This is a genomic window from Variovorax sp. GW821-FHT09D04 (assembly GCF_059416405.1).
The window spans coordinates 387774-405034 of sequence record NZ_JBWKPA010000004.1 but is presented as its reverse complement, the minus strand read 5'-3'; the positions used below and the strand labels follow the sequence as shown (position 1 = coordinate 405034).

Genomic DNA, 17261 nt, shown 5'->3' with positions numbered 1-17261 from the left:
AGGATGCCGGCGAAGCGCGCTTCTCCCAACGTCCTGCTGACGGGCTTCGAGCCCTTCGAGCAGGAGCTGCTCAACCCGTCGTGGGAGGCGGTGCGCTCACTAGACGGTTGGAAGTGCGGTCGCGCCACCGTGCATGCGCGCCTCGTGCCCTGCGTCTTCGGCGAGGCGCTCACCGCACTCGATCGCGCGATGGACGAACTCCAGCCGACGCTGGTGATCTGCATCGGCCAGGCCGGTGGCCGCGCCGAGTTCACGCCGGAGCGCATCGCGATCAACGTCGACGACGCCCGCGTGCCCGACAACCTCGGCCGCCAGCCGATCGACGTGCCCGTGGTGCCCGGCGCGCCGGCGGCCTACTTCTCGAGCCTGCCCGTGAAGGCCATCGTGCGCGAACTGCGCGCGGGCGGTGTGCCGGCCTCGGTGTCGAACAGTGCGGGCACCTTCGTGTGCAACCACCTCTTCTACGGGCTGATGCACCGCATCGCGACGCACGCGGCGGCGAAGGGCGCGCGCGGCGGCTTCATCCACATTCCCTACCTGCCCGCGCAGGCGGCGCGCTTTCCGGGCGCGCCGAGCATGTCGCTGGAGACGCTGGTCGATGCGTTGCGCATCACCGTGAAGACAGCACTTGCGGTGAAGCAGGACGTCGCGGAAACCGGCGGCCAGCTGCACTGACCGGGGTTCTCAAGCGCGGGGGAAGTGCTTGCCCAGCCAGGCGTTGAGCGCCGTGTTGACGAACGCAGGCTTCTCCATCGTCAGCATGTGGCCGCACTGCGGCACCCACACCACCTGGGCGCGCGGCAGCAGCGCCGCCATCTCGCGGGTGCATTCGGGTGGCGCGAGGCGGTCGTCGTCGCCGCACATCAGCAGCACCGGCGCGCGCAGCAGGGCCAGGTGCGTGCGCGCGTCGGGGCGGCGCATCACGGCGTGGTTCTGGCGGATGAGCTGGGCCGCGCCGGCACCGAGCACGATGTCCAGGTAGCGCTGCACCAGCGCCGGGTTGGCGGCCTGCGCGGGATGGAAGGCGAAGGCGACATTGGGCTCGATGATCTCGCGCACCTCGCCGCGCTCGAACCATTCGATGGCGCCTTCGCGCAGCGCAAACATGTCGGGCGTCTCGGGCCGCGCGCTGGTGCCCAGCAGCATCAACCCGGCGATGCGCTCGGGCGCCTGGCGCGCCGCTTCCATCGCGACCATGCCGCCCATCGACGCGCCGCACAGCACCAGCGGGCCGTCGTGCTCGCGCAGCACGGCGCTGGCCATGCCTTCGATGGTGTCGTGGCGCGTCTGGACGTCGCTCACGCGGGCGCCGAAGGCGGCGGGAAGTGCGGGCAACTGGGCCTCCCAGAGGCGTTCGTCGCAGGCAAGGCCGGGCAGCAGGACAAGATGGGGCATGGGCCGATTTTGCGCGATCGGACGCGCCCGGCGCACGGTCCGTACGCGGTGGCGACGGTGCAACAGCGGGTTGGCACGAAGCCGCCGTGTCATGCACTCGGGGGACAATGCATGCAATGTCCACCACCACCCCCGACTCCGCCCCCACCGACCTCATCCTGATCCGCCACGGCGAAACCGCCTGGAACCGCGAGCTGCGCTTCCAGGGCCACGCGGACGTCCCGCTCAACGACATCGGCCACGAGCAGGCGCGCCGCCTCGGCCTGCGGCTGGCGGGCGAGACGGCACGGCACCTCATCAGCAGCGACCTCATGCGCGCCCAGCAGACCGCGGCGCCCGCGGCGCAGCAGCTCGCGCTGCCGGTCGTCACCTCGGTGGCGCTGCGCGAGCAGCACTTCGGCGTGGTCGAGGGTATGCGGGCCGACGAGATCCAGAGCCAGCATCCGCGCGCCTGGGAAGAGTGGCTGGAGTTCCGCGAAGACCACGCCATGCCGCAGGGCGAGAGCGCGCGCGAGTTCCATGCGCGCGTGATCGGCGCGCTCGGCGCCGTCGCCGCCGCGCACCGCGGCCAGCGCCTGATCGTCGTCACGCACGGCGGCGTGCTCGACATGGTGTGGCGCACCGCGCGCGGCCTGAGCCTCAGCGGCCCGCGCCAGAGCGAGATCCCGAACGCGGGCTTCAACCGCATCCGCATCGCCGACCCGGCCGCGCCGGACGCCATCGAGATCGTCGAGTGGGCCGACACGCGCCACCTCGCCGACCTACCGCCGCAGCCGACCTACGACCAGCGGCGGCACCTGAAGAAGGACTGATCTTCCAGTTCAGGCCGGGCAGCTGCCCGGCTTCGGCGTGCGCAGCAGCGGCACGCCGGCGCCCACGCCCGTGGGTTGGCCGCCGTCCACCGCGAGGCGGCCGTTCACCAGCACCGTGACCACGCCTTCGGACAGCAGCGTCGGCTGCGTGTAGGTGGCCTTTGCTGCAAAGCGCTTCGGATCGAACACCACCACGTCGGCGTGGTAGCCGGGGCGCAGGTGGCCGCGCTGCACCAGCCCCAGCGTGTCGGCCGTGTACGCGCTGCTGCTGCGGATGAACTGCGCCAGCGAGATCGCGCGCTCCTTCACCACGTACTGGTCGTACTTGCGCGCGAAGGTGCCGTAGGCGCGCGGATGGCCCAGCGACGAATCGGACGAGGTCATGACCCACGGCCGCTTCATGAAGGCGCGCACGTCGTCGTCGCTCATGTTGAACGAGGCGATCATCAGGTCGCCGTCGCGCAGCACGGCGATGGCGGCGTCGACCGGGTCGGCGTTCGAGGCCTTGGCCACGTCGGCCAGCGTCTTGCCCACGTACTTCGTGCTGCCGGCCGAGAACAGGATGGCCTCGGGCCCGCCGCGCAGGCGCAGGTTCTCGCGCATGTCCTTGCGCAGGCGCTCCTGCTGCGCCGCATCGTCGAAGCGTTGCAGCGTCGCGGCGCGGCCGCCTTCGTTGGCCCAGGGCGGCAGCAGCGCGGCCGAGAAGCGCGTGCTCGACGCGGTCCAGGGGTAGTGGTCGGCCGTGATGTCCAGGCCCGCGGCGCGCTCCTTCTCGATGCGCCGGATGATGTCGCCGCTCTGGCCCTGCACCGCCACGCCCAACGCCTTGATGTGCGCCACGTGCACCGGCAGCTTCGCCTCGTGACCGATGCGGATCACCTCGTCGATCGAGCCTTTGAGGCCGATGTTGTACATGGCCTCGTCGCGGATGTGGCTGTCGTACAGGCCGCCGTGCGCGGCCGCCACCTTGGCCAGTTCGATGACCTCCTCGGTCTTCGAGAAATTCTGCGGCGGATAGAACAGGCCCGTCGACAGCCCGAGCGCGCCGTCGCACATCGCGCGGCTCAGGTGCTGCTTCATGGTGTCCATCTGCGCGGGCGTGGGGGCGCGGTTGGCCTCGCCGAGCTGGCTGATGCGCAGCGGCCCGAAGCCCGCGTACATCGCGACGTTGGTGCCGACCGGCACGGCGCGCAGTTTCTGCGTCTGCGCCGCGATGTCGTAGCCGCCGAAGCCGTCGTTGCCGATCACCGCCGTGGTCACGCCCTGCGTGAGAAAGGGAATGTTCAGGCGCTTGCGCGCGTCGCTCGAGAGCAGGTCGGCGTCGGCGTGCGTGTGGGCGTCGATGAAGCCGGGCGCCACCACGAGGCCGGTGGCGTCGATGGTGCGGCGTGCGCTGAACTGCGCCGGCATGGCGCGGCCCGCGAACACGATGCGGTCGCCCGCGATGCCGACGTCGCCGACCACGGGTGTGTCGCTGTCGCCCGTGTAGATCGTGCCGCCGCGCAGCAGCAGGTCGAGCTCGACGGGGGCTTCAGCGGCGGTGGTGTGGAAGGGCGAGGCGAGGGCCGCGAGAACGGCCAGCGTGACGAGGGAGCGCTGCATGGGCGAACGGGAGGAGAGCGGGAGGAGCGGCCAGTTTAGGAGTCGCTCCCGCGCAGCCGTTAATTCCTTTTGCGGCACGCCCCATGACCGGAAGGCATGGGTGGTGCCGTGCGCCGCTCAGCGCGCCGTGATCTGCCCGAGCCCCAGTCGCGCGTAGACCGCGTCCGCCTGCCGCCGCAGCCGCAGCGATTCGGGCTGTCCGTTGAGCTGCTGCTGCAGCAGGCCTTGCGCGCCCGCGAGCGCGGACTCGGTGCCGGTGCGCACCAGCGCGTCGAGGTACAGCTGCTCGAACAGGTCGCGCTGCGCGTGGCTGCCACCGATCTCGATCATGCGCGGCAGCGCGACGCCCAGGCCTTCGACCGCGCCCGCCACGTCGCCGCGCGCATGGGCCACGAGGCCGCGCGCGGCCGGCACGCACACGCGCTGCCACGCGGCGCGCGTGGACGCTGGCGCCACGGGCGCGAAGGCCTCGATGTTGTGCAGCAGCACCTGCGCCTCGGGCCGGCCGGCGCGCGCCAGGCCGTAGAGGTACTGCAGGTCGAGAAAGGGCAGCACGTGGTCGGCCTGGCGCTGCCGCAGGTGGTCGGCCACGTCGTCCCAGCGCGCACCGACGTCGATGCCCGCCAGCTCGAGCCGCGCGAGCAGCGACACGGCGCCGATCTGGTCCTGCGAATAGTCCTTCACCACGCCCCAGGCGTGCTCGTCGTACACCGCGAGCGCTTCGGCGTCGCGGCCCAGGTCGATGAGGAACAGCGCCACGTGCCACCAGTTGTGCGTGACCATGAAGGAGTTGAGCCCGGTCCAGGTGTCGCTCACGCCCTGCATGAACGCCAGCCCCTCGGCCAGCCGGCCTTCGGTGAGCATCACGTGCGCCAGCGCATGGTGCGCCCAGGGCTCCTTGCGGCACAGGCCGATCGCGCGGCGTGCGCTGGCCTCGGCCTCGCGCAGCAGGTGGCACTGCTCGTAGCCGAAGGCCGCCATGCCGTGCACGTAGGGCACCTCGGCCGCGGCCGGCAGCGCTGCGAGCGCCAGCCGCAGCATGCCGGGGCAGTCGCCGGTGTTGAAGCAGTGGTACTGGCCCAGCTTCACCGACACCAGGTCGCGTGGATGCTCGCGCGCCTGCTCGGCATGCAGCGCGATGGCGCGCGCGATGTCGCCGTCGGCCCAGGCCTGGACGGCAGCGATGTAGCGCTGCTCGCGCGGCGTGGCGTGCGCCGCACCGGCGCGGGCCTTGTCGAGGAAGGGCTGCGCGTTGGTCGCGGCCTCGCGCGATTCGGCGAACAGGTGCAGCGTCGCGCAGTAGGCCTGCACGATCGGGCTGGCATCGCGTTCGGCCAGCGCCAGCAGGTTCACGGCGCGCGCCTCGGTCGAGAGAAAGCCCATGACGAAGTCGTCGACCAGCGCGAGGCTGGCGGCGTCGTCGAGCGTGAGCGGATTGCCGAGGCTGTCGGCGGCATGCGGGGTTCCGTGGGAGGGCATGGCGGCATGGTGCCACGCCCTCGGCGTCTTTCAAGTCCCTGTGAGACGCCCTAGACACCCGCCTGCTGGTGGCGGTACTCCTGCGTCTGGCCGCCATAGCCGTAGGCCGCGGCGCGCGCATCGATCACGTGGATGTACGACACCTCGTGCAGGTCGGGCCGCAGCCGCGCCATGGCCGCGTGCACCTCGCGCAGGTAGCGCGCCTTCTCGGCCTTGGTGTTGGTCTCGTCGGTCACGCTGATGTCCAGGTGGAAGGCCGACTTGCCGAGCTCGGCCAGCGACTTGCCGCCGATGAACCAGCTGTCGGCGGCGATGTACTGCACCGTGACGGCGATGACCGGCAGCGCCTTGCCCAGCACGCTCTGCGTGAGCTCGGCGACCGTGTCGACGGTCTTGCGGGTGAGGGCGGCGTCAGGCTGGCCGGAGAGGTGGACGACGATGTGGGGCATGGTGGACTCCTTTTTGCGTTGAAGAACGGGTGGTCGATGGGGTGATTGTGGGCTTCGCCTAGTCATCGAAAAAGTGGGAAGATATGATGGAATCCATCGGATCAGCGAATGGATAGGCAGACACCATGCAAGGCTTCGACCTCGAACAGTTGCGCACCCTGGTGGCGGTGGCCGACGCCGGCAGCCTCACGGCCGCGGCGCCGCGCGTGTACCTGTCGCAGTCGTCGGTGAGCGAGCAGATCCGCAAGCTCGAGGAGCGCGCCGGCCAGTCGCTGCTGACCCGCAGCAAGGCCGGCGTGGCGCCCACCGAGGCGGGCCTGCGGCTGCTGGGGCATGCGCGGCGCATCCTCGCGCTGAGCGACGAGGCCTTTCGCGACCTGCGCGGCGAAACGCTGCAGGGCGAGCTGCGGCTGGCCGTGACCGACTACTTCCGCCCCGGCGACCTCACCCGCCTGCTGGGCCGGCTCGGCGAGCGCTATCCGCAGGTGCGGCTGCACGTGACCATCCTGAAGAGCGACGCGCTGCGCACCGCCTACGCGCATGGCGATTTCGACGTGGGGTTGGCGATGAACATCGCGGGGGCGAATGCGGCAGCGGCCAGCAGCGGTGCCGTACTGCGGCGCGAATCGCTGGCTTGGCTTGGCGCGACCGGCCTGCGCCTCGTGCGCGGTGAGCCGGTGCGGCTGCTGGCGCTGCCCGACACCTGCTCGCTGCACCAGTTCACCGTGTCCCTGCTGCGCCGCCGCCGCGTGCCCTACGTGCTGGCGCACGTGGCGTCAGGCGTGGCGGGCCTGCAGTCGGCCCTGGCCGCGGGCCTGGGCGTGGCCTGCCTCAACGAATCGGCGATCGGGGAGGGCATCGCGCGGCTCGCACCGCCCCACGGGATGCCGGCGCTGCCGCGCGTGGCGTTCCAGTGGCTGCCCGCGCGGCGGGGCGAGACCGCGTTCGTGACGCGGGCGCGGGAGATGCTGTCGTTGCAGCTGGCCTGATGAAGGCCGTGCTCAGACCTGCGGCCAGGGCCGCTGCACTTCCCGGATCTGCTCGAACGCACGCGCCACGCGCAGCACGCCGAGGTCGTCGAAGCGCTGTCCTGCAATCTGCAGCCCGATCGGCAGGCCGCCGGCCGAGTACCCGCAGTTCACCGACGCCGCCGGCTGCTCCGACATGTTGAACGGCACCGTGAAGCCGATGTGCTCCAGCGGCCGCAGCGGGTCGTTGGTGGGCGAGGGCGCCTCGGCCGCTGCCGGCATGTTGGGCGACACCGGCGAAATCACGTAGTCGAAGCGGGCGCAGGCGTTCACCGTGGTGACGCGCGTGGCGTGGAACTGGCTGAAGCTGCGGAACACATGCTCGCCGCTGAACTCGGCGGCGCTCTCGGCCCATTCGCGGATGTAGGGCAGCACCTTGGCGCGCTGGTCGGGGCGCAGGGCCTTCAGGTCCACGAGCGAGCGCATGCGCCACAGGTGGTCCATGCCGTCGAGCAGGGCCTGCGACATGAAGGGCTGCATGGGCTCGACGGTGGCGCCGGCCTTCTCGAACAGGCGCGCGGCCTGCTCGACCGCGGCCTGGATCTCGGGTTCGACCGCGAGGCCGCAGCCGGCGTCCAGCAGCAGCCCGATGCGCAGGCCGCGCAGGTGGTCGGGCGCGACGTCGAAGGCGGCCCAGTCGATGTCCTGCGCGGGCAGGCTCATGCTGTCGCGCGCGTCGGGCCGGGCCAGCGCCTGCATCATGAGCGCGGCGTCGCCGACGGTGCGCGTCATGGGGCCGGCGGCGCGGCCCATGTAGGGCGGGTCGATCGGGATGCGTCCCAGGCTGGGCTTGAGCGTGAAGATGCCGCACCAGCTGGCGGGCAGCCGCAGCGAGCCGCCGATGTCGGTGCCCAGGTGCAGCGGGCCGTAGCCCGCCGCCGCCGCGGCTCCGGCGCCAGCACTGGAGCCGCCTGGCGTGCGGCTCAGGTCCCAGGGGTTGCGCGCCAGCGTGTGAAAGCTCGACAGCCCCGACGACAACATGCCGTAGTCGGGCATGGTGGTCTTGCTGACGATGACGGCGCCGGCCTCCTTCAGGCGCGCGGCCGGCGGGGCGTCGGCGGCGGCGGGCATGAGGTCGACGGCGGCGGTGCCCGCGGGCAGCGGGTCGCCGCGCGTGGCGATGTTTTCCTTGATGGTGGTCGGCACGCCGTCGAGCGGGCCGCGTGCATCGCCGCGCTGCCAGCGCTGCTCCGAGGCACGCGCCTGCTCCAGCGCGGCCTCGGGCCGGAACAGCCACGTGGCCTGCAGCCGGGGCTCGCAGTGCTCGATGCGCGCGATGACGGCGCGCGTCACCTCGACCGGCGACAGGCGCTTCTCGCGGTAGGCCGCAGAGAGCTCCTGCGCCGACAGGTCGCTCAATGAAGGCAGGGAAGCGTCAGGCACTGCGGGGCTCATCCCCACGACAGCGCGGACAGGTCGTTCACGAAGATCGGGTTCTCTTTCCAGAGGCCCTTGACGTTCTTCTTGGCCACGGTCGGGAACTGCGGCTGGTAGAGGAAGCCGTTGGCCGCGTCGGTGGCCAGCAGCTTCTGCGCCTCGCCCAGCAGCTTGTTGCGCTCGGCCGCGTTGCCGGTGGACTTGATCTTGTCGAACAGCGTGTCGAAGGCCTTCGACTGGTAGCCCCAGTAGTAGTCGGGCTTGGCGTAGTTGCCCAGGTCGAAGGGCTCGACGTGCGAAATGATCGACAGGTCGTAGTCCTTGTTGCCGTAGGTGCCGCTGAGCCACTGCGCCCACTCGACGTTCTGGATCTTCACGTTGATGCCGATCTTGGCGAGCTGGGCCACGATGACTTCGCCGCCCTGGCGCGCATACGGCGGCGGGGGCAGGGTCATGCGCAGCTCGAGCGGGGTCTTCACGCCGGCCTCGGCCAGCAGCTTCTTGGCCTTCTCGATGTCGAAGGGGTTGATGCCCGTGGTGTCGACATAGCCTGCGGCGCCCGGCACGTAGTGGCTGCCGATCGGCACGCCCAAGCCGTCGGCCGCGCCCTCGATGAAGGCCTTGCGGTCGATGGCCGCGAGGATGGCGCGGCGCACGCGCACGTCGTCGAGCGGCTTCTTCTTGTTGTTGATCGAGAGGATGGTCTTGGCGCGCGAACCGGCCAGGATGGTCTGGAACTGCGGGTTGTTGCGGAACTGCGGCACGGCGCGCGTGCCGATGCGCGTGAACACGTCGACGTCGCCCGAGAGCACGGCAGCGGCCTGCGCGGCGGTGTCCGAGATGAAGCGGAAGGTGACCTTGTTGATCTTGGCGACGGCGGGGGCGCGGAAGCCCTCCCACTTGCTCAGCGTGATCGACGAGCCCTTGGCCCAGTTGTCCAGCTTGTAGGGGCCGGTGCCGATCGGCTTGGTGGCGTTGCCCTCGGCGCTCTTGGGCTCGACGATGGCGGCCGTGGCCTGGCCCAGCACGAAGGGCAGGTCGGGGTCGATCTCCTTGTTGATGACCACCACCGTGTGCTCGTCGACCACCTGCGTGGCGAGGTTGGCGAAGGTGCGCTTGTCCTTGTTGGTGCTCTTCTCGCCGCCGGCGCGGTCGAACGCGAACTTGACGGTGGACGCGTTGAAGGGCTCGCCGTTCTGGAACTTGACGCCCTTGCGCAGCTTGAAGGTGTAGGTCTTCAGGTCGGGCGAGATTTCCCAGCTCTCGGCCAGGAGCGGCGTGACGCTGCCGTCGACGTTGATCTTGGTCAGCGTTTCCAGGATGTTGTACTGCACGACCTCGGCGATGGCGGCGGCGGCGCCGGTGGTCGGGTCCAGGCCCGGCGGCTCCAGGGCCATGCCGATCACGATGGCGTCCTTGCGGCCCTGCGCCATGCCGGCCAGCGGGGTGGCCAGGGCGACGGTGGCGCCGGCGGTGGTAAGGAGGGTGCGACGGTTCAACATACGGGGTGATCTCCGGAAAACGGTCAGTGTCGAATGACTGCTTCGGCGCGCACCGTGCCCCAGGGGGAAGCGCAGCGCCACGAAAGAAAGACACACAGCACGAAAGATGCCACGTGCAGCGGATCATTCTCTCGCAGCAGGCCCTCCGGTGCGCGCCGGCGCGGGCGGTTTTTCCTCGGGACGTTCCCGGATGGGCGAGCGATCTTGCGCGAAGCCCACCGCTTGCGCCACCAGATGCTCATGACCGATGTGTCCGAGGCCGCGCCCCGGGGACTTCAGGCCGCGCGCAGCGTGCCGCCGGGCGGCGTGTGCAGCACCGCCGACAGCAGGGTGCGGGTGTACGGATGCTGCGCGTGATGGAACAGCTCGGCCGGCGGCCCCTGCTCCACGATCTGGCCCTTGAACACCACGCACACCTCGTCGCACAGGTGGTTGACCACGGCGAGGTCGTGGCTGATGAGCAGGTAGCTGATGCCGAACTGCTGCTGCAGGTCCTGCATGAGGTTGAGCACCTGGGCCTGCACGGACACGTCGAGTGCGCTCACGGGCTCGTCGGCCACGATGAGCTTGGGGCGCGTGATGAGCGCGCGTGCGATCGCGATGCGCTGGCGCTGGCCACCCGAGAACTCGTGCGGGTACTTGTCGAGGTCGGTGGTGCGCAGGCCCACAGCCGCGAGCGCTTCGGCGGCGCGCTCGCGCTGCTCGGCGCGGCGCGTTTCGGCCAGCGCTTCGAGCGGCTCGGCGACGATGCGGGCGACGGTCTGGCGCGGGTCGAGCGAACCGTACGGGTCCTGAAAGACCATCTGGAAGTCGCGCCGCGCGGTGCGCAGCTCGGCCTTCGAGAGCGCGTGCAAGTTGCGGCCTTCGAGCGCGACGCTGCCCGAAGTCGGCGTGTCCAGCGCCATCACGAGGCGCGCGATGGTCGACTTGCCCGAGCCCGATTCGCCGACGATGCCCAGGCTCTTGCCGGCCTGCACGCTGAAGCTCACGCCATTGAGGGCCTTCACGGTGGGCGGCGGGCCGAAGAGTTTTTCGCGCGGCAATGCGTAGTGCCGCACGAGGTCGGTCACCTGCAACAACGGGGTCGATGAATTCATGGCGCAACAGCCTGCGCGGCTGCAATTTCTTCGAGACGCATGCAGCGCACCGCGTGGTCCGGCGGCAGCACCGTGGCGGACGGCCGCGTGGTGTGGCAGGCGTCGACTGTGTAGGCGCAGCGGCCCGCGAACGGGCAGCCCGGTGGCAGGTCGACCAGCTCGGGCACGCTGCCGCGGATGGTCGCCAGGCGCAGGCCGCGCGGCGCGCCGATGGTGGGGCGCGCGGCGAACAGGCCTTGCGTGTAGGGGTGGGCGCGCTTGGCGAACACGGCGTCGGTGGGGCCGCTCTCGACCACGCTGCCGCCGTACATCACGAGCATCTTCGAGACCGTCTGCGAGATCACGCCGAGGTCGTGCGAGATCAGGATGAGCGCCATGCCGCGCTCGGCCACGAGGCCCTGGATGAGCTCGAGGATCTGCTTCTGGATCGTCACGTCGAGCGCGGTGGTGGGCTCGTCGGCGATCAGCAGGTCGGGGCTGCAAGCCAGGGCCATCGCGATGCCGATGCGCTGGCGTTGGCCGCCGGAGAACTGGTGCGGGTAGGCATCGAGGCGCGAGGCGGCGTCGGGAATGCCGACGCGGTCGAGCAGCGCAAGCACTTCCTTGCGCGCTTCGGCTTTCGACAGGCCGCGGTGCAGCCGCAGCGGTTCACCGACCTGGCGCACGATGGTGTGCACGGGGTTCAGCGCCGTCATCGGCTCCTGGAAGATCATGCCGATGCGGTTGCCGCGGATCTGGCACATGTCCTTTTCGTCGCGCCCGACCAGCTCGGTGCCGTCGAAGCGGATGCTACCCGTGACCTTCGCGGTCGCGGGCAGCAGGCCCATGAGCGACATGACGGTGATCGACTTGCCACAGCCCGACTCGCCCACGATGCCCAGCGTTTCGCCGCGCTCCAGCGAGAAGGAAATGCCGCGCACGGCTTCGGCCGGGCCGCGTTGCGTCTGCAGGCCGATGTGGAGGTCGTTGACTTCGAGAAGTGCCATGACGTGCTTGTTTACCTCGCGCGCGCCAGGCGCGGATCGAGCAGGTCGCGCAGACCGTCGCCCATCAGGTTCAGGCCGAGCACCGCCAGGGCGATGGCCATACCGGGGAACACCGCGAGCAGCGGCTGCTGGAACATGAGGGTCTGGGCTTCGCTGAGCATGCGACCCCACGAGGGCTGCGGCGGCTGCGTGCCGAGGCCGAGGTACGACAGCGCAGCTTCGGCCAGGATCGCAATGGCGAAGCGGATCGTGATCTGCACGATCAGCACGGCGGAGATGTTGGGCAGCACGTGCTGCATCGTGATCGCGAACGATCCCTTGCCGCAGGCGCGCGCGGCGGCGACGTATTCGCGCGACCAGATGGCGTTGGCCGAAGCGCGCGTGATGCGCGCGAAGGTCGGGATGTTGTAGAAGCCGATCGCGATGATGGCGTTGACGATGCCTGCACCGAACACGGCGGTCATCATGATGGCCGACAGGATCGCGGGGAAGGCGAGCGTGAAGTCCGACAGGCGCATCACCGCCTCTTCGATCCAGCCGCGCCTCGCAGCAGCGAGCAGGCCCAGCGCGGTGCCGACCACGAGGCCGATGCCCACGGCGATCACGCCCACGAGGATGGACGCACGCGCGCCCACCAGCAGCAGCGAGGCCACATCGCGCCCGAAGGCATCGGTGCCGAGCCAGTGCGTGGCCGAGGGGCCCTGCATCTTGTTCGCCATGTCCATCGCGTAGGGCGACCAGGGTGTCCAGACCAGGGAGAGCACGGCAGCGATCAACAGCAGCAGGCTCAGCACGCCGCCGATCGCGAAGCTGCGGTGGTGCAGGGCGCGGCGCCAGAAGCCCGGCACCTTGAGAACGACGGCGCTGGGAACGGTGGTCGTGCTCATACGTCGCTCGCCTTGATGCGCGGGTCGATGACGGCGTACAGCACGTCGACCACGAAGTTCACGATGACGACCATGGCCGCGAGCAGCATCACGCAGTTGCGCACCACGATCAGGTCGCGGTTGCTGATGGCCTGGAAGATCAGCCGGCCCAGCCCGGGCAGGTAGAACACGTTCTCCACCACGATGGTGCCGGCCAGCAACTCGGAGAACTGCATGCCCATGACGGTGATCACGGGGATCATCGCGTTGCGCAGCACGTGGGTCCACAGCACCATGCGCTGCGACACGCCCTTGGCGCGCGCGGTGCGAACGAAGTCTTCGCGCATCACCTCGAGCACGGCCGAGCGCGTGATGCGCGCGAGGATGGCCGCTTGCACCACAGCCAGCGACAAGGCCGGCAGCAGCAGCGATTTCAATCCCGCGAAGATGCCTTCACCCCAGCCCTCGAAGCCGCCGGCGGAGAACCACTGCAGTTGCACCGAGAACACGAGGATCAACAGGATCGCGAACCAGAAATTGGGAATGGCGATGCCGACCTGGGCCATGCCCATGAGGCCGACGTCGCCGAGCTTGTTGTGGCGCGCGGCGGCCGTCACGCCCACGAGCAATGCGATGACGACGGTGAGGGCCATGGCCATCACGGCCAGTGGCACGGTGAGCGCTAAGCGTTCCAGGATCAGGTCGATGACGGGCGAGCTGTAGGCATAGCTGTCGCCCAGGTTGCCGGTGAGCAGGCCGCCGATCCAGTGCCAGTAGCGCGTCCACGCGGGCTGGTCGAGGCCGAGCTTGGTGGCCAGGGCGGCGACGGCGTCGGGCGAGGCGTCGGGGCCCATGAGCATCTGCGCGGCATTGCCGGGCAGGATCTCGAGGACGAGGAAAACGATGACCGAGGCGCCGATCAGGGTGCCGATCAGCGTGGCGATGCGCTTGAATAGAAACAGACTCATGGGGCGGGCCGCAGCATAACTGACTGGTGCAACAACCGTGCCTTGGCTGTCAACTTTGTCGCTCCTCGCCGGACCGCCCTGACGCCGGCGGGGGCTCCGCAGGGTCTGCTGGGAGGCCTTCGCCCGGTCCGCCGATAATCGGGGGATGGCCCTCATGATCACCGACGAATGCATCAACTGCGATGTCTGCGAGCCCGAGTGCCCGAACGATGCGATCTACATGGGCGCCGAGTTCTACGAGATCGATCCGCACAAGTGCACCGAGTGCGTCGGCCACTTTGACGAGCCGCAGTGCGTGCAGATCTGCCCGGTGGCTTGCATCCCGGTGAATCCGGACCATGTGGAGACCCGCGAGACGCTGATGCAGAAGTACGTGCGCCTCACGGCGGACAAGGCGGCAGCGCCAGCTTCGGATGCCGCCTCGCCGTCGTCGTCAGCCGGCGCCCTCTGAGCCGGGCTTCTTCTTCATTTTCTTCTTGCCTGTGTCCTTCGGCGCCTCGTCGCCAGTCGAAGGGCTGTTGAAGCGCGCGCTCGTCGGGCGGGGCTCGGCCGTGTGCTTGCGCTGGCGGGCCTGGGCGGCTTGTTCGGCGGGCGTGAGCGGTTGTGCGCCTGAGGCGAAGCGCCCCGCATCGAAGGTCGTTGGATTGCGCCGGCCGAGCGCCTCCCGCTCCTGCGACTCCCGGTTGCGTGCCAGCCGACCCGCGCTGTGTTCGTTGCGGCGCGTGGCGTCTTCCGACGCCCTGCGGTCCGCATCGCTGCGCCGGTCGTCCACCTTCACGGTCCGCCCGCCTTCGCACGGCTGGTCAGAGTAGGTGTTGCCGCATCGCCAAGTCTGGGCTGAGGCGCCCATGCAGGCGGCGGACAGTGCTATTGAAAATATAGCAATTGCCGCTGTGCCTGCTGTCTTCTTGTTCTTCGTCGTCGTTCTTCTTTTTCTCATTTTTTGTTTGCTCTCCCTCCCTGCACTCCCGTGGCCGGCTAGGTGGCGGCAGGCGTCGTGCCTCCGTCGCCGGGCTCCCGCCTCGGCGGCTTGGGCCGCGGCGGTTTGCTCGTGTGAATCATCAGCGTGGCTTTTTCCATCTCGCCGGCCACCAGCGCGGGGGCGGCATGCAAGGTGCGCACGATGGCGTCTTCGATCGCTTCTCGTTGTTCCTTGAGCGGCTTCTTGAGCACCCAGTTGACGACCTCCGACTTCACGCCGGGATGGCCGATGCCCAGGCGCAGGCGCCAGTAGTCGCCGGTGCCGAGTTGCGCGTGGATGTCGCGCAGGCCGTTGTGGCCTGCATGGCTGCCGCCGAACTTGAGCTTGGCCTGGCCGGGCACCACGTCGAGCTCGTCGTGCACCACGAGGATTTCGTCGGGGGCGATCTTGAAGAAGCGCGCCAGTGCGGCCACCGACTTGCCCGACAGGTTCATGAAGGTCTGCGGCTCCAGCAGCCAGATGCTCTGGCCGCCGATGTTCGCGCGCGCCGCGAGGCCGTGGTAGCCGCGCTCGGGCACGAGGTTGAGCTTCCAGTCGCGCGCGAGGGCGTCGATCCACCAGAAGCCGGCGTTGTGGCGCGTGGCTTCGTACTCAGGGCCCGGGTTTCCGAGGCCGACAAACAGCTTGATCATGGCGGGAATTATCTCGCCGCCCCCCAAAGCAAAAGGCCCGCACGGGGCGGGCCTTCTGTTCGCGGACGGAAAGAAAGAGGATTACTTCTTCTTGGCCGTCTTGGCGGCGGGCTTGCCAGCGGCAGCAGCAGCGCCTTCGGCAGCAGCGCCTTCGGCGGCAGGTGCCGGCTCTTCCGAGACCAGCGGCGGCACGGCCGACACGATGACGGGGTTGGTCTTGCCGTGGCTCACGAACTTCACGCCCTTGGGCAGCTTGATGTCGTTGACGTGCAGCGTGGCGTTCTTCTTCAGGCCCGAGAGGTCGATCTCGATGAATTCAGGCAGATCGCTCGGCAGGCAGTTGATTTCCAGCTCGGTCATCACGTGGTTCACGAGGTTGTGATCCAGCTTGACGGCGTCGGACTCTTCTTCACCCTTGAAGTGAAGCGGCACCTTCATGTTCATGCGGGTCTTGGCATCGACGCGTTGGAAGTCGATGTGTTGCACCAGCTGACGGAACGGGTGGTATTGCACGTCGCGCAGCAGCACCTTGGTGACGGCGCCGGCGAGGTCCATTTCGAGGATCGACGAGTGGAAGGCTTCCTTCTTCAGGGCGTGCCACAGCGCGTTGTGATCGATTTCGATCAGTTGCGGCTGGGTGTCACCACCGTAGACGATGCCCGGGGTCTTGCCCGTGATGCGGAGACGGCGGCTCGCACCCGTGCCCTGCTTTGCGCGCTCATAAGCGACGAATTTCATAACTAGCTCCTGTGAGAGTCCACCGCGACCAGTGCGACTCCGGTTCAAAAAGGCCTCCGAAGGAGGCCTGCTTTTTCGTTCTCAGCTCAGAACAGGTTGTCCTGGTCCGAGAACAAACTCATCACCGACTCGCCCTTGGCAATGCGCTGGATCGTTTCGGCGATCAGCGGTGCCACGGAGAGCTGGCGGATCTTTCCGCACGCGACGGCCGCGTCGGAAAGAGGGATGGTGTTGGTGACGACCACTTCGTCCAGGGCCGTGCCCTTGGAGAGGCGCTCGATGGCCGGGCCCGAGAAGATCGGGTGCGTGCAGTAGGCGTACACGCTCTTGGCGCCGCGCTCTTTCAGCACTTCGGCCGCTTTGACCAGCGTGCCGGCCGTGTCGATCATGTCGTCCATGATCACGCAGTTGCGGCCGTCGATCTCGCCGATCACGTTCATGACTTCGCTGACGTTGGCCTTCGGGCGGCGCTTGTCGATGATGGCGAGGTCGCAGTTCAGTTGCTTGGCCAGCGCACGGGCGCGCACCACGCCGCCGACGTCGGGCGAGACCACGATCAGGTCTTCGTAGTTCTTCTGGCGCAGGTCGCCCAGCAGCACGGGCGAGGCGTAGATGTTGTCGACCGGAATGTCGAAGAAGCCCTGGATTTGGTCGGCGTGCAGGTCCATGGTGAGCACGCGCTCGACGCCCACGGTTTCCAGCAGGTTGGCGACCACCTTGGCCGAGATCGGCACGCGGCTCGAGCGCGGGCGGCGGTCCTGGCGGGCGTAGCCGAAGTAGGGAATCACGGCGCTGATCCGCTCGGCCGAGGCGCGCTTGAGCGCGTCGACCATGATCAGCAGTTCCATCAGGTTTTCGTTGGTCGGCGCGCAGGTCGACTGCACCACGAACACGTCGCGCGCACGGACGTTCTGGTTGATCTCGACGGTGACTTCGCCGTCGGAGAAGCGACCGACGCGTGCTGCGCCCAGCGAGGTGCCGAGGTTGTGCGCGATTTCTGCAGCAAGGCCGGGATTGGCGTTGCCGGTGAAAACCAAGAAGTCAGGGTGATTGGCCTGCATGAGCGCGTCCGGGCAGTGCAAATGGGCTTGCGGGAAAGCCGCCAAAGGTTTCGAGTCGTGGCGGCCTGTGTGGGCCGCCGATTATTGCAGCCGGTGGACTGCAAAAGAAGCACTGCGGCCATCAGGCCGCAGTTTGAGAGATTTGGCAGGGGAGAAAGGATTCGAACCTTTGCATGCTGGAATCAAAATCCAGTGCCTTAACCAGCTTGGCGACTCCCCTACACAGGTTGATGGTTTGCACCACCCACCGATATATGTCGCATCGAACCGCAGAGCGTTCCGATTAT

At 68.8% G+C, this 17261-nt stretch carries 18 protein-coding genes and 1 tRNA gene; 4 read left to right on the top strand and 15 right to left on the bottom strand.

Annotated features, from left to right (window positions below; genetic code table 11):
• Window positions 1–3: 3 nt before the first annotated feature.
• The gene (gene pcp, locus AC07O4_RS16210; RefSeq protein ID WP_492745880.1) at window positions 4–675 is read left to right on the top strand and encodes a pyroglutamyl-peptidase I; all 672 of its coding nucleotides are present in this window, start codon (window positions 4–6) and stop codon (window positions 673–675) included.
• Between the two features lie 9 nt (window positions 676–684).
• On the opposite strand, the gene AC07O4_RS16205 is transcribed toward pcp, so the two are convergent.
• Window positions 685–1395: an alpha/beta fold hydrolase gene (locus tag AC07O4_RS16205; RefSeq protein WP_172438372.1), complete on the bottom strand. Its 711-nt coding sequence runs from the start codon at window positions 1393–1395 to the stop codon at window positions 685–687.
• Window positions 1396–1511: 116 nt separating this feature from the next.
• Here AC07O4_RS16205 and AC07O4_RS16200 point away from each other — a divergent pair, with 116 nt between their 5' ends.
• The gene (locus tag AC07O4_RS16200) at window positions 1512–2207 is read left to right on the top strand and encodes a histidine phosphatase family protein (RefSeq protein WP_139706433.1); all 696 of its coding nucleotides are present in this window, start codon (window positions 1512–1514) and stop codon (window positions 2205–2207) included.
• A 9-nt stretch (window positions 2208–2216) separates the two neighbouring features.
• On the opposite strand, the gene AC07O4_RS16195 is transcribed toward AC07O4_RS16200, so the two are convergent.
• From AC07O4_RS16195 to AC07O4_RS16185, 3 genes are all read right to left on the bottom strand, one after another.
• A complete protein-coding gene (locus tag AC07O4_RS16195) occupies window positions 2217–3809 on the bottom strand; it encodes an N-acyl-D-amino-acid deacylase family protein (RefSeq protein WP_495305094.1) in 1593 nt (530 codons plus the stop codon).
• 117 nt (window positions 3810–3926) lie between these two features.
• Window positions 3927–5288, bottom strand: a complete 1362-nt coding sequence (locus tag AC07O4_RS16190) for a tetratricopeptide repeat protein (protein ID WP_495305093.1) — start codon at window positions 5286–5288, stop codon at window positions 3927–3929.
• A 50-nt stretch (window positions 5289–5338) separates the two neighbouring features.
• Window positions 5339–5737, bottom strand: a complete 399-nt coding sequence (locus AC07O4_RS16185; protein WP_062481337.1) for a tautomerase family protein — start codon at window positions 5735–5737, stop codon at window positions 5339–5341.
• A gap of 125 nt (window positions 5738–5862) precedes the next feature.
• On the opposite strand from AC07O4_RS16185, the gene AC07O4_RS16180 reads away from it, so the two are divergent.
• Window positions 5863–6726, top strand: a complete 864-nt coding sequence (locus AC07O4_RS16180) for a LysR family transcriptional regulator (RefSeq protein ID WP_495305092.1) — start codon at window positions 5863–5865, stop codon at window positions 6724–6726.
• A gap of 12 nt (window positions 6727–6738) precedes the next feature.
• Here AC07O4_RS16180 and AC07O4_RS16175 read toward each other — a convergent pair whose 3' ends face one another.
• The 6 genes from AC07O4_RS16175 to AC07O4_RS16150 all read right to left on the bottom strand — a co-directional run bounded on the left by AC07O4_RS16175 (window position 6739) and on the right by AC07O4_RS16150 (window position 13561).
• A complete protein-coding gene (locus AC07O4_RS16175) occupies window positions 6739–8148 on the bottom strand; it encodes an amidase (RefSeq protein WP_492697507.1) in 1410 nt (469 codons plus the stop codon).
• A gap of 8 nt (window positions 8149–8156) precedes the next feature.
• Entirely contained in the window at window positions 8157–9644 is a 1488-nt protein-coding gene (locus tag AC07O4_RS16170) for an ABC transporter substrate-binding protein (protein WP_139706421.1), read from the bottom strand.
• Window positions 9645–9919: 275 nt separating this feature from the next.
• Window positions 9920–10741: an ATP-binding cassette domain-containing protein gene (locus AC07O4_RS16165; RefSeq protein WP_095949168.1), complete on the bottom strand. Its 822-nt coding sequence runs from the start codon at window positions 10739–10741 to the stop codon at window positions 9920–9922.
• Window positions 10738–11727 (bottom strand): ABC transporter ATP-binding protein, encoded by a 990-nt coding sequence (locus AC07O4_RS16160; RefSeq protein ID WP_495305091.1) that lies wholly within the window; start codon window positions 11725–11727, stop codon window positions 10738–10740. Before AC07O4_RS16160 ends, AC07O4_RS16165 begins: the two co-directional genes overlap by 4 nt.
• 11 nt (window positions 11728–11738) lie before the next feature.
• Complete coding sequence (locus AC07O4_RS16155; protein ID WP_495305090.1) at window positions 11739–12614, bottom strand: ABC transporter permease; 876 nt, start codon at window positions 12612–12614, stop codon at window positions 11739–11741.
• Window positions 12611–13561, bottom strand: coding sequence for an ABC transporter permease (locus tag AC07O4_RS16150; RefSeq protein WP_095746670.1), 951 nt, complete (start codon window positions 13559–13561; stop codon window positions 12611–12613). The genes AC07O4_RS16155 and AC07O4_RS16150 overlap by 4 nt, the downstream gene beginning before the upstream one ends.
• 145 nt (window positions 13562–13706) lie before the next feature.
• On the opposite strand from AC07O4_RS16150, the gene AC07O4_RS16145 reads away from it, so the two are divergent.
• Window positions 13707–14012, top strand: coding sequence for a YfhL family 4Fe-4S dicluster ferredoxin (locus tag AC07O4_RS16145; RefSeq protein ID WP_095949170.1), 306 nt, complete (start codon window positions 13707–13709; stop codon window positions 14010–14012).
• On the opposite strand, the gene AC07O4_RS16140 is transcribed toward AC07O4_RS16145, so the two are convergent.
• From AC07O4_RS16140 to AC07O4_RS16120, 5 genes are all read right to left on the bottom strand, one after another.
• Window positions 13995–14501: a hypothetical protein gene (locus AC07O4_RS16140; RefSeq protein WP_495305089.1), complete on the bottom strand. Its 507-nt coding sequence runs from the start codon at window positions 14499–14501 to the stop codon at window positions 13995–13997. The two genes, AC07O4_RS16145 and AC07O4_RS16140, sit on opposite strands and share 18 nt — an antisense overlap.
• Window positions 14502–14539: 38 nt before the next feature.
• The gene (pth, locus tag AC07O4_RS16135; RefSeq protein ID WP_095949172.1) at window positions 14540–15175 is read right to left on the bottom strand and encodes an aminoacyl-tRNA hydrolase; all 636 of its coding nucleotides are present in this window, start codon (window positions 15173–15175) and stop codon (window positions 14540–14542) included.
• A gap of 81 nt (window positions 15176–15256) precedes the next feature.
• Window positions 15257–15913 (bottom strand): 50S ribosomal protein L25/general stress protein Ctc, encoded by a 657-nt coding sequence (locus AC07O4_RS16130; RefSeq protein WP_062476274.1) that lies wholly within the window; start codon window positions 15911–15913, stop codon window positions 15257–15259.
• A gap of 86 nt (window positions 15914–15999) precedes the next feature.
• The gene (locus AC07O4_RS16125; RefSeq protein WP_062476346.1) at window positions 16000–16974 is read right to left on the bottom strand and encodes a ribose-phosphate pyrophosphokinase; all 975 of its coding nucleotides are present in this window, start codon (window positions 16972–16974) and stop codon (window positions 16000–16002) included.
• Window positions 16975–17117: 143 nt separating this feature from the next.
• Window positions 17118–17194 (bottom strand) — tRNA-Gln (locus AC07O4_RS16120).
• Window positions 17195–17261 lie beyond the last annotated feature (67 nt).

Coding starts and splice junctions, on each gene's coding strand:
- pcp (WP_492745880.1), top strand. CDS start 4: ATGCCGGCGAAGCGCGCTTCTCCCAACGTCCTGCTGACGGGCTTCGAG.
- AC07O4_RS16205 (WP_172438372.1), bottom strand. CDS start 1,395: ATGCCCCATCTTGTCCTGCTGCCCGGCCTTGCCTGCGACGAACGCCTC.
- AC07O4_RS16200 (WP_139706433.1), top strand. CDS start 1,512: ATGTCCACCACCACCCCCGACTCCGCCCCCACCGACCTCATCCTGATC.
- AC07O4_RS16195 (WP_495305094.1), bottom strand. CDS start 3,809: ATGCAGCGCTCCCTCGTCACGCTGGCCGTTCTCGCGGCCCTCGCCTCG.
- AC07O4_RS16190 (WP_495305093.1), bottom strand. CDS start 5,288: ATGCCCTCCCACGGAACCCCGCATGCCGCCGACAGCCTCGGCAATCCG.
- AC07O4_RS16185 (WP_062481337.1), bottom strand. CDS start 5,737: ATGCCCCACATCGTCGTCCACCTCTCCGGCCAGCCTGACGCCGCCCTC.
- AC07O4_RS16180 (WP_495305092.1), top strand. CDS start 5,863: ATGCAAGGCTTCGACCTCGAACAGTTGCGCACCCTGGTGGCGGTGGCC.
- AC07O4_RS16170 (WP_139706421.1), bottom strand. CDS start 9,644: ATGTTGAACCGTCGCACCCTCCTTACCACCGCCGGCGCCACCGTCGCC.
- AC07O4_RS16165 (WP_095949168.1), bottom strand. CDS start 10,741: ATGAATTCATCGACCCCGTTGTTGCAGGTGACCGACCTCGTGCGGCAC.
- AC07O4_RS16160 (WP_495305091.1), bottom strand. CDS start 11,727: ATGGCACTTCTCGAAGTCAACGACCTCCACATCGGCCTGCAGACGCAA.
- AC07O4_RS16155 (WP_495305090.1), bottom strand. CDS start 12,614: ATGAGCACGACCACCGTTCCCAGCGCCGTCGTTCTCAAGGTGCCGGGC.
- AC07O4_RS16150 (WP_095746670.1), bottom strand. CDS start 13,561: ATGAGTCTGTTTCTATTCAAGCGCATCGCCACGCTGATCGGCACCCTG.
- AC07O4_RS16145 (WP_095949170.1), top strand. CDS start 13,707: ATGGCCCTCATGATCACCGACGAATGCATCAACTGCGATGTCTGCGAG.
- AC07O4_RS16140 (WP_495305089.1), bottom strand. CDS start 14,501: ATGAGAAAAAGAAGAACGACGACGAAGAACAAGAAGACAGCAGGCACA.
- pth (WP_095949172.1), bottom strand. CDS start 15,175: ATGATCAAGCTGTTTGTCGGCCTCGGAAACCCGGGCCCTGAGTACGAA.
- AC07O4_RS16130 (WP_062476274.1), bottom strand. CDS start 15,913: ATGAAATTCGTCGCTTATGAGCGCGCAAAGCAGGGCACGGGTGCGAGC.
- AC07O4_RS16125 (WP_062476346.1), bottom strand. CDS start 16,974: ATGCAGGCCAATCACCCTGACTTCTTGGTTTTCACCGGCAACGCCAAT.